Raw genomic sequence first — 13,610 nt, forward strand, 5'->3', positions numbered from 1 at the left:
CCATCCCCCGATAACCCTGATTAGCTCGGCTCGCTGGGGAACAGACGAGCCTCCTTGTTTACGGTGGGTTGCACGCTGCCGCTCCCGGCGGGACGTCAATTGCGGGAGAGCGCAATAGACTTGATCTTCCCTGAACTTCGCTGTGGCGTGCCGAAGGGCGCCAGACCCGCCGGCCGTTCACGAGGATGGGCTGTTCGTAGTCCACGAACCTTTTGCCGGGCGCCTCCGCGTGATGCAGCAGTGTCATGGTGTCGAGGGGAGCGCCCAGCAGCAGGACCCGGCCGTTATGGGCCACCGGCCGCGCGAGCGGGCTGTTCGCGCCATGAGGGTCGTCCCACGGATGGTCGGCGGTCAAGTCGGCCGCCGCCCCCAGGGCCGCGAAGCTGACGTCCGGGTGCCGGCTGCGCACCGCCCCCGGCCACCGGCGCAGGGCCTCGGGGAGACGTCCGTTGCCGTGGTCGGCCTCGCTGAGACCGGGGTCGTAGGCGGGGTGCTCCGCGCGCAGAGCGTCCTGCCAGGGCTGAGGCCAGGTGACGAAGTCATAGGGCGGTGCGTCGTTCCAGCCGCAGTACGTCATGAGCGTGCCCCACGGTCCCACCACGTCACCGAGCACGCCGATGACGGTCTGCGGCCCGCCGGCCACGCAGACGATGGCGGACATGCGGGTGTGGAACATGACCGCATCGCCGCGGCCGAGGCCGAGCGCTTCCAGGTCGCGGCTGATCCGGCTCCGGGTCACCGGCCCGTCGGAACCAACGAGCAGGCTCCTCTCATCCATGATCATGATCTAGGCGGGGTCTTCCGGCCGGAGCGAATTCCTTTCCGGCTGGACGGGATCCGGGGGAGCCGGGTTTAATCCTGCCAAGAAAACGTTCACGGTGGGAAAGGGCGAGGACATGCGCAGAACTGTGCTTCTTCCGATGTCGGCCGCGGTGGTGCTGGCCGGTGCCGCGCTCGCCGCCCCGGCGAACGCCGCGCCAGGCGAGGCGGTCTTCTTCGTCGACCCCGGCCAATCCGGCGTGTCCGGCCTCGCGAAACGGGATGGAAATGCCAAGGCCACGGCCTTCACGTCCTTCCGGCAGGTCCAGGACGTCGCGAAGCGCCGGGGCGTCAAGCACGTGCGGCTGCTCATCGTCGGAGGCGTCCACCACCTCACCGAGCCCATCGTCTGGGACTACTCCCCGAAGGGGGCGAGCGTCGTCTTCGACACCGCCCCGGGCACGGGCCGCGTCGTCTTCGACGGGTCGCGGATGAATACCGCGCGGGCAAGCCGCTACCCCGGCGAGACGACCTGTGCGACCTACCTCCTGTGCATCAAGGCCGGGTACGGGAGCTTCACCATCTCCGGCAAGACGTTCCAGAACGCCCCGAACGGGATCAGGCTGAAGGGCAACACGAATATCACCATCACCGGGAACGTCTTCAAGAATCTGAGCGGTTCCAAAGGGTACGGCGGAATCCACACGGAGAGCTCCTCCGGGCTGAAGATCAAGAACAATCTGTTCTCCAAATTGAGGAACTCGGGCAAGATGCACGGCATCTATCTCGTCCGGACTTCGAGGAGCACGATCTCCGGCAACAGGTTCGAGTACGTGACGGGCGACCCCGTCCGCGTCCGCGTCAGCAGCAACAACCTCGTCAGTGGCAACAAGTTCTATCGCTCGGGCTCCTATGCCACGTTCAGCGAGTGGCGGGACACGACGAAGGGCGAGGGGTGCGGCAAGGGCAATGTCTTCAGCAAGAACATTTACGGCAACAGCTACGGCAACAAGAAGAAGTCCATGATCCTTTGGGGCGGGAAGGGCAGCCCGCCGGTCTGGGGCAAGTGCTCCACCCCGTCGATCAAGAACGGCGGCGGCAACAAGTACAGGACCACCAAACCCTGGTAACTCGCCCGCGCGCCCCTGGGGACCTCACGCTCACGTCCGGGCGGGGGTCCCTGCCGTAGGCCGCGGGCGCCCGGACATCATGGTCGCTGTCCGACGTGCCGAGACAGGGAAGACGATCCGGTGATTCCGATCTACACGACCGATGGCGTCCCGATCACGAACGCGGGGCCGGTGGAGCGCGCCTGGCCGGTCTGGACGGACGAGGCCGAGATCGGGCACGGCCTCGACCGCCTGGCGTACCAGGCGGCGCAGCAGGGCGCGCACGCCATCGTGGCGTTGAAGATCACCGCCTACTGGGTCCCGGCCGGGGACACCTACTTGATGCCCGGCAGGACAGTGCAGGACCTCATCCCCCGCGCACGGCATCAACGCGATCGAGAGCACCTTCGCCACGATGCGGCACCGCACCAAGGTCACCAAAGGACCCGGCTCGCGGGCCGCCGCGTCGGCCATGGCGTGCAAACTGATCGAGCCGGCCCAGGCCCGCCAGCGCGTAGTGAACGCCCCCCGCCGGGTCGCCCTCGTCCGCGCCGGGGCTCGCTACGGCCGCAGCCGGCTTGTCGAGCGTCCCAAAGGAGCGGCCGCGTGAGCAGCCCCACTGACGACCCCGCCGAGCCGGACGAACACCGCCGCTACGCCTGCCACCTGCGGGCCCTGGCCGCCGTGGACGCCGACGATGAGCCCACGTTGGTGAACGAGATCCTGCAGGACCCAGACCAGGAGATGGCACAGTCCGCAGTGGCCCGCCACATCGACGACCGGGCACGCCTCCTGCTGACCGACGAACGGTTTCCCGGCTGGGTCCACACCATGACCGGCGTCATCGGCGAGCGGGATTTTCTCACCCGCCGCCTGACCGAATGGACGCTGCTGGCTGCCATCGCCCAGGACAAACCATGGGCGCCGGCCCAAGTCACCGCGGCATCCGACTGGTTCCAGCGAAAGGCCGTCGAAGTCCCGACATCACCCGATGCCCTCGCCCTCCTTGCCGGCCAAGGAAGGACCCGACGGGTTCGAGCGGCAGCCAGCCAACGGCTCCGTCGGCAAGGTCACCAACACGGCTGACTTGATCTACAGGTATTGACTCTTCCTCGACCAGCCACGTCCCCACCCGGCGATGCGCAATGCCGCCGCCGCACCCAAGCGCACCACACACCCCGGCAACCCCAACCAGGCCCACTTGGAGGAGCTGGAGGAGGTCGTCGAGAACGGCGAGGAGGCCCTGTTTGCCGAGCTTACGGCGCTTCCTGCGTTTGAAGGGGATTCCGATTGCGCCGCCTGCTCCGACGTATCCCTTGTCGGCGTTGCAGGCGATCGTGCGGCTGGTGAGCGCGTCGATGATGCCGTGCGCGGGCCGCGGTCAGGTCGTGCGCCGAGCCCGGCAACGCGGGCGAGGCCCAGATCCAATGCTAAATGTGTAATCAATGAACGATCGTGGCCCTTATCTGGGGGATCGCTCACTGGGTCGGAGAGCGAGGCGAACGCGGCCAGGTGCCCGGGCGTCGCGAACGCCGAGACGTCACCGATCTCCAGCAGGATCCGTGCGCTGGTCCTGATCCCGAAGCCGGGCTTTGAGACCAGGACCTCTGGCAAGAGGGTGCGCATGGAGGATCTCCTCCACCTGGACGGCGACCTGTTTGCGCTGGTTATGGACCGATCGCAGCGATCGGGCGAGGTGCGGCAGGACGGTCGAGGCCGCGATGGTGCCGGGAACGACCACGGTCTGGACGTCCAGCGCGTTCTTGATCGCTTTGACCAGGCGTCCGGCCATGCGCGGCGCGAGCGGCTTGGCGGTGGCCAGGAGCTGGTCGGCGGTGGCGACGCGCAGCCCGTCCGGGCCGCCGTAGGTGATGAGAAGCTCCAGGGCGGCCGGGTGGTGCAGCCGCGGGCCGATCGGCTTTTCCAGCATGGGGTAGATGGTGGCGAGCGGACCCCGGATCCGGTTCACCAGCCGCGTGGACTCGGTAGCCAGGTCGTCGTCGAACCCGACCAGAACCTCCAGCTCAGTGAGGGTCTCCTGGCCGGTGTCGACCCGGCGGAGGGTGTGGGAGGGGGCGGGCCGCATCGGCGATGACGAAGGCGTCGCGGGCGTCGGTCTTGGCTTTGCCCGGATGTACATCGGCCAGGCGCCGCATCTTCAAGCAGGCAGGTCGGCGACCTGGCAGCCCTCCGCGCGCGCGACCGCGACCGGCAGCGCGCCGATCGAGGCGGGCTGGGGTCGACCACCACGAGCACCCGGCCGTGGCGGCCGAGCTTGGTGAACAGGGCGCGTAGCCGCTGCTCGTCGTTCGGGAGGAGCTTGTCGTGCAGCTTCTTGCCGGACGGGCCAGGGCACAGGCGTGGTGTTCGCCCTTGCCGACGTCTAGCCCCAGGAACACCGCGTACTCCGAGCTCAAAGCCACCTACGTCGTGCGGGAGTCGATGCACTCTCTGACCTGGTCACGAGTCCGGCGACGGCTGCCGGCATCCACGTTACGGCGAGACGATGTTGCCTGGTCCCTATGAGCGGTCCACCGACGCTACCCATCCGGTGACAACACCCCCCGGATCATGCTTGCGACAGGAGGCTTGAGTCATGCCGGCCCGGGCGACCTGGCTCTCACCGACCAGCGGTCGGCAGGACGTGAAAAAGGTAATGGGGTGGTCGCGATCGAGGCAGTAGTCGTAGCCGTTACCGACGTCGTTCGAGTCGGTTGTGGAACGAACGCGCGTAAGGGATTCTCCATGAAAGGGGCCGCCATCGATCCCGAGGGTGTTCGGGGACCCTGTGCAGCGGAGCTCGGGGTAGGGACTGCATCGGTCTAGCGGAGGAAGGCGGCTAGGTGGGAGCGTGCAGTTTCGGAGCCGAACAGTGCCGCAGACAGCGAGACCATTTCGTCGACTCGGTCGTCGAAGTATATGAGAACGTCGGCATTGGGGAGCCGCTTTGTGGCCTCGAGACCTTGCCGCTCGCCGGCGGTAAGGCTGGCGGTGAGGTCCTCGGTTGCACGCTCCAGGTGCTCTCGAGATACCACGTGCGTGATGAGGCCGCTGTCCAGTGCAAGTTGCGAGTCGAAGGTGGCGGCCGTCAGGAACGTCGTCCGTGCGACTCGGGCACTCATGCGTGGAAGCGCGCTGAGCGAGATCACCGCAGGTGTGAGGCCCAGACGGGCTTCGGTTAAGGCATAGGTCAGGTCGTCGCAGGCCATGGCGAGGTCGCACGCGGCGACGATGCCGAGACCACCTGCCCGGACCGGGCCATGGAGGCGGGCGATCACGGGTAGCGGGTGGGAAAGGATCGCGCGGATAACGCCGGCGAGGCGGTGTGCTGAGACGTCCATCCCTTCCCGGAAGGCCTCCTGGAGGTCTGCGCCGGCGCAGAAGGCGCGGCCCTCGGCCCGCAGTTGGATTGCAAGGACGTCGTCGTCCTCCGCGCGGTTCAGGGCGGCGCGCAGTTCCTCGAGCAGTTGAGAGGAGAGCGCGTTCCGATTCCGGTCGGAGTCTAGGGTGATGACAGCGTGGGCGCGGTCGGCGCTGACGGCCCGGTCGTACCGGACGAGGCGGCTCACGCGACAAGCTCCGAGATCGGCGCCGCGGTAAGCGCTCGAAGCTCCTCGCGGCTCACGCCTGGAGCGACCTCTCGAAGGGTCAGCCCATCGGCGGTGACGTCCAAGACTGCAAGGTCGGTGATGATCCGGTCGACCACGCCGGCACCGGTCAGGGGAAGTGTGCACTGCTCAACAATCTTCGGGGTGCCGTCCTTGGCGACGTGGTCAGTGATGACGACGACCCGGCGGGTCCCAGCGACGAGATCCATCGCGCCGCCCATGCCCTTGACCAACTTTCCGGGGACGGTCCAATTCGCGAGGTCGCCGTTGCTTGCGACCTGAAGGGCACCGAGGATCGCGATGTCGATATGACCGCCGCGGATCATGGCAAAGCTCGTCGCCGAATCAAAGTACGACGCCCCGGGGGTCGTCGTGACGGTCTGCTTGCCCGCGTTGATGATGTCGGCGTCCTCCTCGCCCTCATACGGGAACAGTCCCATGCCAAGCAGGCCGTTCTCACTCTGCAGCAGCACGGTGACACCGTGTGGAAGGTGGTCGGCGACCAGCGTCGGAATGCCGATACCGAGATTGACGTAGTCGCCGTCGTTGAGCTCACGGGCAGCGATCGCTGCCATCTCCTCGCGGGTCCAAGGCATGTCAGGCTCCGATCCTTTCACCGCTCGTCTGGCTGGTCCGCGACCGCACCAAGCGTTGCTCGATGTCCTTGGGGCGGTCGGTCGCGTGCACGGTGACGTCGACGAAGATGCCGGGGGTCATCACATCGTCGGGATCGAGGTAGCCGTCGAGGACGACTTCGGCCTCGGCAATACAGACCCGGCCGCTCATCGCGACGAGTTGGGTTGAAGTTGCGGGCGGTCGCCCGGTAGCGCAGGTTGCCCTCCGCGTCTGCGGTGTGGGCGTGAACCAGGGCCAGGTCGGCGACGATGCCGCGCTCGAGCACGAACGTCTCGCCGTCGAAGATCTCGTGCGGTTTGCCCTCCGCAACCTCGGTGCCGACACCGGTGCGGGTGTAGAAGCCAGCGATCCCGGATCCGCCGATACGCAGCCGCTCGGCGAGGGTCCCCTGCGGGCAGAACTCCACCTCGAGCGCGCCGTCCAGATACTGCTGCGCGAACAGCTTGTTCTCGCCGACGTACGAGGAGATCACCTTGCCCACCTGGCTGTTCTCCAGCAGAAGGCCGAGGCCCCTGCCATCGATACCCATGTTGTTGGACACGATGGTCAGGTCGCGCACACCGCTATTGCGGACGGCCTCGATCAAGTCACGCGGGATGCCGCAGAGGCCGAACCCACCCACCGCAATCGTCATGCCATCGCGGAGTCGCTCGGCGACCGCCGCCTCGGCATCGGCCACCAACTTCGTCAACACGTCATCACTCCTGAGGACCAACGTCTACTGAACGGATGGATCCGTTCTCGCCGGAGGTGGCCTTCCACGTCAAGAGATGGGTCGAACTCGGCCGCTCGGTGAGAAGCCTGACGGACCAGCGTCCACTGAGTGGACGCTGGGGTTGGTACATGGACTCGCCATCGGGTGTCGTCGGAAAGGCCGCTGCGCTGCTGCGCGCCCTTTCGTCTGGAACCGACACCGGTGTGTCTACGACGTCACTGGCAAAGTCAACTGGGCTCCCGCGCGCTACCGCTCACCGCCTGTTGGAAACGCTGGCCGGCGAGGGACTGGTCGACCGCGACGGTCAGACTGGCGGGTGGTTCCTGGGTCCCGAAACTTACGTCCTGGGTATGGCGGCGGCCACCCGCTACGACATGACGAGCGAGGCGCGCGAGAGTGTCCACCGGCTCGCCCGCGAGACCGGCGAGAGCGCGTTCTTCTCGGTACGTCGGGGGGATGAGACGGTGGTCCTGATCCGGGAGGACGGCGACTTCCCGATCCGATCTCATGTCCTCAACGAGGGAGCTCGCTTTCCGTTGGGTGTCGTGTCGGCAGGGCTCGCGATCCTGGCTCATCTTCCCAGCCGCGAGATCGACACGTATCTATCTCGCGCCGACCTCACGCGAAACTGGGGTCCACACCACACCGAGGACGAGATCCGCGCACACCTGTCGGACGCTCGGCGCAACGGCTGGGCCCTCAACCCCGGACACGTTGTTGCAGGCTCTTGGGGGATGGCGGCCGCCGTGTTTGACAACGCAGGCAGGCCGGAGGCGGCGCTGACTCTCACAGGTATCGAGCAACGCTTCGGCGCCGAGCGGCAGCCGGCACTCGGAAGGCTGCTGCTCCAAGAGGCGCATCAACTGGGTCGGCGGGCGTGACCGTCATGTGGCGCTGTTAGTCCTCCGCGAGGCCGAGGCGGCGCTGAAGGCGCCGAGGACGTCGTGCTCACGACGCGCGCACTGTTCAGCATGGCCACGGCGACGAACCGCTGGCATCTCTCGTCGCCGGGATGCGGCCGTACGGCGATCGCGGCACATCACGCGGACCTGGACGCCCGGCGCCTCCAGCCGCTCAATACCCGCGGTTGACTCCCCGAGGGCTCCGAAGACCCTTCCGTTCGGCAGTGACGCACATCTCATCACCCAGGTTTGAATGCGGCGTCAGGTCCGACGACGAAGGTGGCAGAGCGATGTCCAGTACAGTCTCGTCCGAGCACGGCCAGGGATCCGTTCAGCCCCAGGGGTCCGGCTCCCGGCTCGCCGGTGAGGCCGCGGGTGGCACCGGCCGGCGGCGCAGCCCGCTGGGCGAGACCGTCGGGCGCTACATGGTGCCGCTGCTGTTCCTGGTGCTGACCGCCTACTTCGCGATCACGCTGCCGAACTTTCGCTCCTCGGTGAACTTCGTGTCGATGGCGGACGCGCAGAGCATCGTCCTGATGCTGGCGATCGTCGCCTGCTTCCAACTTCGCATTGGCGAGTTCGACCTGTCCCTCGTCTCGACCATGGTGCTGTCCGGCGCCCTCGTGGCCCGGCTGACCCAGGAAGGCCAGGGCTTTACGACGTGCCTCGTGGCGGTGCTGCTGACGGCGCTCGTGCTCGGTGCCCTGAACGGGCTCCTGGTCGTCGTGGTCGGTGTCGACGCGTTCGTCACCACCTTGGGCGTCAACACCCTCGTGAGCGGCCTGATCTACTGGGTCACCGGATCGACCGCGGTCGTCACCGTGCCCGACCCGATCGTCTCGCTGGCGAGGACCGACGTCCTCGGACTCACCTCGGCGACCTGGATCGGATGGCTATTCGTCCTGGTGGCCTGGTACGTCTTCGACTTCACCCCGCTGGGCCGCCACCTGCTCTTCGTGGGCGGCAACCGCGACGTGGCCCGCCTCGCCGGCGTCGGGGTCGAACGCATCCGGTTCCTCGGCTTCGTCGGCGGCGCGATCTTCGCGGCGCTCATCGGGCTCCTCCTGCTCGGGCAGCTCGGTGCCGCGGACCCGTCGACGACCAACCAGTACCTGCTGCCGCCGTTCGCGGCCGTCTTCCTGGGCGCCGCCACGATACGGCTCAACCAGTTCAACGCGCTCGGCACGCTCTTCGCCCTCTACCTCCTGGGCGTCGGCGTCACCGGGTTGCAGCTGATGGGCGCTCCGACCTGGGTGTCCTTGGCCTTCAACGGCATCGCTCTCGTCGTGGCCGTGACCCTGGCCCGCCTCGCCGGACGCAAGGCGGCCGCCGCATGAGCGCCCCGGTGCTGGAGCTCACGGGGATCGCGAAGTCCTTCGGCGCCGTCCGGGCCCTTACCTCGGTCGATCTGGTCGTCGAGACCGGGACGATCGTCGGCCTGCTCGGGCAGAACGGCTCGGGCAAGTCGACGCTGGTGAAGATCCTCACCGGCATCCACCGTGTGGACGCGGGCGAGATCCGCTTCCACGGCTCGGTGCTCGAAAGCCCGGTCCGGCACGCCTCCCGCCGGGGCATCGTCGTCATCCACCAGGACCTGGGGCTGCACCCGGAGCTGAGCGTGCTCGACAACGTCGGGATCGGCGACGGGTACGCGACCCGCACGCTGCTGCCGAGGTCCCGGAGACGAGAGCTCAGCACCTGCCGGCGGCTCGGCGAGCGCCTCGGCATCGATCTCGACCCGTGGCGGCTCGTCAGCGAGCTGAGCCCCGCGGAGCGGGTCTTCGTGGCGGTGATCCGGGCGCTTCGGGAGCTCGAGCCGGGCGGCGGTGACGGCCGGCCGCTCATTCTCTTCGACGAGCCGACGGCGCTGCTGTCCGCGGCCGAGAGCGCCCGTCTCATCGCGATGATGCGCCGGCTCGCGGCAGGCGGGGCCGGGATCCTGTTCATCACCCACCGGCTCGCGGAGCTGATGGCGTCCTGCGACAAGGCGGCCGTGATCCGGGACGGCGCCGTCGTATTCGAGAGCCCGACCTCGGCGGTCTCTCACGACGACTACGTCGAGGCGATGCTGGGCCGGCGGATGTCGTCGTACTACCCGGAGAAGCAGCCGGCCCCCGGCGGCGAGCCTCTGCTCCAAGTGCGCGGGCTGCACGGCCGGCGACTCCAGGGCCTCGACCTCGACGTCCGGCCCGGGGAGATCGTCGGGGTGACCGGACTGGTCGGCATGGGGCAGGAGGAGGTGCCGATGCTCCTGTGCGGCGGCGCCCCTGCCGCCGGAGGCGCGGTCGAGGTCGGCGGGCGGTCGATCACGACGGTGCGGGACGCCCTGGAGTCCGGGATGGCGATGGTTCCGGGCGACCGGCGCCGCGACGGCGTGTGGACCGGGACCACGGCCCAGGAGAACGTGACCCTGCCGGTGCTCGGCACGCTCGTCCATCGCGGGCTGCTGAGGTCGCGCCGGCAACGCGCACGGGCAGAGGACCTGATGGCGCGTGTCGGGGTCCATCCGAACCGGCCGGACCTGCCGATTTCCGCCTTCAGTGGCGGAAACCAGCAGAAATTGGTCTTCGCGAAGTGGATGAACACGTCTCCGCGGGTGCTCGTGCTCGACGAGCCCACCCAGGGCGTCGACGCCGCCGCCAAGCACGACCTCCTCCAGTGGATCGTCTCTGAGACGACGCGTGGCATCGCCGTGGTGATGGCCTCCGGTGACCACGAGCAGGTCGCCGCGCTGTGCCACCGCGTGCTCGTGCTCCACGACGGCGCCATCGCCACGGTCCTCGAAGGCGACCAGGTCACCGAGGAGCAGATCCTCAAGGCCTCCAGCGGACTGATCTCCTCGGGACAACCGACCCACGATCTCACCGAACACACCAGGAGGATCCAGTGAAGAAGCACGTCAGCATGATGGCCGCGTTCGTGGCCGTCGCCGCATGCCTGACCGGCTGCGGTGAGGTCGGCACCTCGTCCGGGGGGTCCGGCAAGGCCCAGGCCGACTGCAAAGCCGCGGCATCGGACGCCGTCGACGCGCTTCGCGCCGTTCCCGAGTTGTACATCCCCGACGCCGCCGCCAAGGGCGCCGTGGCGGCCGGCAGGTCGGTTTGGGTCGTCAACCTGCTCAGCAACGACCTGACGAAGAACATCGACGCGGGAATCAAGGCCGCCGCGTCAGCCCTCGGCATGGAGTTCCATGAGCTCAACGGGAACGGCACCGCCCAGTCCGCCAACCAGGCCCTGTCCGCCGCGCTCGGTGCCGGCGCCGACGCCATCGTGACGAGCGGAATCGACGCCTCGATCGCAAGCAACCCGCTTCAGAAGGCCAAGAACGCCGGGGTCCCGGTGATCACGATTCTCGCCGACGACGTCGATGCCCCGAACGACCCGCTCGTCTACGCCGACATCACCTTGAGCGCCGACCACGTCGGCAAGGCGTGGGCCGACTACGCGCTGCACAGCACCGGCTGCGACCTCGAGCTGGGCAACGTCTCGCTGCCGGCGTCCATCCCACTCAGCCACGAGGTCGGCAAGGTCACCGAGAACGAGATAGCGCGGCTGTGCTCCGCCTGTGACGTCCACACGATCGAGATGGACGTCGCGAACCTTGCCACAGGCCTTCCGACCCAGGTGCAGAGCATGATGAAGCAGCACCCGGGCATCAACTACCTGGCCGTCGGCTTCGACGCCGCGGTCCCCTTCGCCGGACCGCCGGCACAGCGGATCAACAAGGACGTCACCCTCATCTCGGCCAACGGCCTGGCGCCCAACCTCCAGATGATCAGCGACGGCGGAGTGCAGGACGCCGACATGTCCTTCCCGCCGAACGACTACATCGGCTGGCTCGCCGTCCACTCGGTGCTGGCGGCCCTGTCCGGCACGCCCAGGGAGAACCTGAAGATTCCGATGCGGCTTATCGACAAGACCAACATCGAGGACGGCGACCTGACCACCCTGTACCCGACGTACAACGGCTTCCAGAAGGCTTTCGAGCAGGCCTGGGGCGTGGGCTGATCCCCTCCTTATCATGGACTCAGCGGCACCGCGGGAGGAGGCAGCATGACGGACGAGAGCGTCCCTAGCAGGCACGTGCTCGACGCGCTGCTCGACATCCGCACAGTCTTCGACCAGAGGTCGGCGCTCACGCTGACTCTGCGCGAGGTCGTCGAGGCGGAGGGCCGGCAGACGGCGGTGTCCTGGGTGGCGCTGCCGTATCCCGGCGGCGGCCTGGTGATCGAGCACCTGCTGGGGCAACGGACCTCGGAACTGGAGAGCCTGGGCATCCGCCAGGGTCGGGGACTCACCGGCCTCGTGTTCGCGCAGTCTTCGATCCACTGGGTCGAGGAGTACGCCGAGGCCGCCAGCATCACGCACGAGTTCGACCACATCATCGAGGCGGAGCGGGTGCGGCGGATGATCGCCGCCCCGCTCTCCATCGAGGAGGAGGTCCTCGGTGTCCTCACCGTCGGACGACGCGACGCGGGACCGTTCGCGGATCGCACCATCGCTCACATCGAGCAGGTGGCCGAGCGGGCGAGCCTCGCGCTCGGCATCGCGCGCCGCAGCCGTGACAACGCGGCGGCCGCCGCGCTAGCAGAGCGGCGCCGGATCAGCGAGGAGATCCACGACAGCGTCAGCGCGTTGCTGTTCTCGATCTCGTCGCGGACCGAGAAGGTGCATCGGCGAGCGGCCGACCTCGAGCTCGCCCGCGAGTTGGAGACGCTGCAGCACGAGGTCGCCGAGGTCAGCGGGATGGTGCAGGACCTGATCCATGGGTGGCACGCGAGCGCGACCACCGACCTGCGGGCCGAGATCCAGGGCACCGTCGACGATTTCCGCCGCCGTACCGGGATCGAGGCGATCGCCGTCTTCCTCGGCACCCTCCCGGCGCTGGACGCCGCGCGCGTCGAGGCCTTGGTCCGGTTCGTCGCCGTGACGCTGGCCAACGTCGAACGGCACTCGTCCGCGACGCGCGCCTCGGTGACCGTGGCTGCGCTGCCCAACCAGTTGACCGTCGCCGTCTCGAACGACGGCCTCGCGCCGCCCATGGTCCGGCCGGGGATCGGTCTCACCAGCGCGGAGACCAGGATCGCGAGGGTCGGCGGCAGCGTGTCCATCGTGGACGACGACGCGACGGAGGGCTTCACGATCAGGGCACGGATCCCCCTGTGACCATCAAGCTGTTCGTCGTAGACGACCACCCCATCGTCCTGGCCGGGATCCAGAACGTCTTCGTTGACGAGGACGAGTTCGAGCTCGTCGGAGCCGCCACCTCCCTCCCCGAGGCGGTCGCGGCGGCGCACCATCGACAGCCGAACGTGATCTTGCTCGACGTCCGGCTCGGCGCCACCGACGTCACCTCGGCCGTCACGGCGCTGCACGCGGCAGCGCCTGAGGCCTGCGTCGTGCTCTTCACCGCCGACCCCCAGAACCCGCAGATCCCCGACGCGCGACGTGCCGGCGCGGTTACGGCGGTGCCGAAGGACACCGCACCCGCCGATCTCCGTGCCGTGGTCCGGGCGGCCGGGGAAGGCAGGCTCCACGACGACTCGCCCACTGGGCGCTCGCTGCTGACACCACGGCAACGCGAGGTCCTCGCCTGCGTCGCCGCCGGTATGACCAACAGCGAGATCGCCCAGGAGCTCGGACTCCGGCCGACCACGGTGAAGGCCTACTGGCAGGAGATCCTGCAGCGCATCGGGGCGCGGAACCGGGCTGACGCCATCGCCAACGCGTATCGTCTCGGCCTCCTCTGAGGCGGCACCGCGCCGAGCACGGTAAAGACCCCTCCGTTCGGCAGTGACGGCCAGCCCGGCGCTCCAGGAAGGCCACTGCTGGGTGCCGGAGTCGAACGGAGGTTGGTGAGGTATGGACAGTTCCGCAGCGC

Annotated in this window: 12 protein-coding genes and 4 pseudogenes; 9 read left to right on the forward strand and 7 right to left on the reverse strand. The window is 68.1% G+C overall.

Annotation, left to right across the window (positions count from 1 at the left end; all coding sequences use genetic code 11):
- Positions 1-157: 157 nt before the first annotated feature.
- A pseudogene (aac(3), locus tag ABD944_RS24290) lies at positions 158-778 on the reverse strand (aminoglycoside 3-N-acetyltransferase); the annotation flags it as partial.
- A 118-nt stretch (positions 779-896) separates the two neighbouring features.
- Here aac(3) and ABD944_RS24295 point away from each other — a divergent pair.
- On the forward strand, positions 897-1,889 hold the full coding sequence (locus ABD944_RS24295; RefSeq protein WP_345180081.1) for a right-handed parallel beta-helix repeat-containing protein: 993 nt from the start codon (positions 897-899) through the stop codon (positions 1,887-1,889).
- Between the two features lie 131 nt (positions 1,890-2,020).
- Here the strand turns inward: ABD944_RS24295 and ABD944_RS24300 are convergent, their stop codons facing one another.
- Positions 2,021-2,176: a hypothetical protein gene (locus ABD944_RS24300; protein WP_345180082.1), complete on the reverse strand. Its 156-nt coding sequence runs from the start codon at positions 2,174-2,176 to the stop codon at positions 2,021-2,023.
- An 80-nt stretch (positions 2,177-2,256) separates the two neighbouring features.
- On the opposite strand from ABD944_RS24300, the pseudogene ABD944_RS24305 reads away from it, so the two are divergent.
- Positions 2,257-2,478 (forward strand): annotated as a pseudogene (locus ABD944_RS24305) (hypothetical protein); the annotation flags it as partial.
- On the forward strand, positions 2,475-2,954 hold the full coding sequence (locus ABD944_RS24310) for a hypothetical protein (RefSeq protein ID WP_345180085.1): 480 nt from the start codon (positions 2,475-2,477) through the stop codon (positions 2,952-2,954). The pseudogene ABD944_RS24305 and the gene ABD944_RS24310, both read left to right, overlap by 4 nt.
- Positions 2,955-3,135: 181 nt before the next feature.
- On the opposite strand, the pseudogene ABD944_RS24315 reads toward ABD944_RS24310, so the two are convergent.
- The 5 genes and pseudogenes from ABD944_RS24315 to ABD944_RS24340 form a co-directional block, all read right to left on the reverse strand.
- Positions 3,136-3,292 (reverse strand): annotated as a pseudogene (locus ABD944_RS24315) (IS5/IS1182 family transposase); the annotation flags it as partial.
- A gap of 64 nt (positions 3,293-3,356) precedes the next feature.
- A pseudogene (locus ABD944_RS42490) lies at positions 3,357-4,285 on the reverse strand (IS110 family transposase); the annotation flags it as partial.
- 405 nt (positions 4,286-4,690) lie between these two features.
- Positions 4,691-5,437, reverse strand: a complete 747-nt coding sequence (locus ABD944_RS24330) for an enoyl-CoA hydratase-related protein (protein ID WP_345180090.1) — start codon at positions 5,435-5,437, stop codon at positions 4,691-4,693.
- A complete protein-coding gene (locus tag ABD944_RS24335; RefSeq protein WP_345180092.1) occupies positions 5,434-6,072 on the reverse strand; it encodes a CoA transferase subunit B in 639 nt (212 codons plus the stop codon). The genes ABD944_RS24330 and ABD944_RS24335 overlap by 4 nt, the downstream gene beginning before the upstream one ends.
- A gap of 17 nt (positions 6,073-6,089) precedes the next feature.
- Positions 6,090-6,806, reverse strand: coding sequence for a CoA transferase subunit A (locus ABD944_RS24340; protein WP_345180094.1), 717 nt, complete (start codon positions 6,804-6,806; stop codon positions 6,090-6,092).
- Positions 6,807-6,841: 35 nt separating this feature from the next.
- Here ABD944_RS24340 and ABD944_RS24345 point away from each other — a divergent pair, with 35 nt between their 5' ends.
- The 6 genes from ABD944_RS24345 to ABD944_RS24370 all read left to right on the forward strand — a co-directional run bounded on the left by ABD944_RS24345 (position 6,842) and on the right by ABD944_RS24370 (position 13,479).
- A complete protein-coding gene (locus ABD944_RS24345; RefSeq protein ID WP_345180095.1) occupies positions 6,842-7,708 on the forward strand; it encodes an IclR family transcriptional regulator in 867 nt (288 codons plus the stop codon).
- A 311-nt stretch (positions 7,709-8,019) separates the two neighbouring features.
- Positions 8,020-9,066, forward strand: coding sequence for an ABC transporter permease (locus ABD944_RS24350; protein ID WP_345180098.1), 1,047 nt, complete (start codon positions 8,020-8,022; stop codon positions 9,064-9,066).
- Complete coding sequence (locus tag ABD944_RS24355) at positions 9,063-10,619, forward strand: sugar ABC transporter ATP-binding protein (protein WP_345180099.1); 1,557 nt, start codon at positions 9,063-9,065, stop codon at positions 10,617-10,619. Before ABD944_RS24350 ends, ABD944_RS24355 begins: the two co-directional genes overlap by 4 nt.
- Entirely contained in the window at positions 10,616-11,737 is a 1,122-nt protein-coding gene (locus tag ABD944_RS24360; RefSeq protein WP_345180102.1) for a sugar ABC transporter substrate-binding protein, read from the forward strand. Before ABD944_RS24355 ends, ABD944_RS24360 begins: the two co-directional genes overlap by 4 nt.
- A 45-nt stretch (positions 11,738-11,782) precedes the next feature.
- Positions 11,783-12,895, forward strand: coding sequence for a sensor histidine kinase (locus tag ABD944_RS24365; protein ID WP_345180104.1), 1,113 nt, complete (start codon positions 11,783-11,785; stop codon positions 12,893-12,895).
- Entirely contained in the window at positions 12,892-13,479 is a 588-nt protein-coding gene (locus ABD944_RS24370) for a LuxR C-terminal-related transcriptional regulator (protein WP_345180106.1), read from the forward strand. Before ABD944_RS24365 ends, ABD944_RS24370 begins: the two co-directional genes overlap by 4 nt.
- Positions 13,480-13,610 lie beyond the last annotated feature (131 nt).

It is taken from the genome of Actinomadura verrucosospora, from assembly GCF_039540335.1.
GTDB classification, from domain to species: Bacteria; Actinomycetota; Actinomycetes; order Streptosporangiales; family Streptosporangiaceae; genus Spirillospora; species Spirillospora verrucosospora.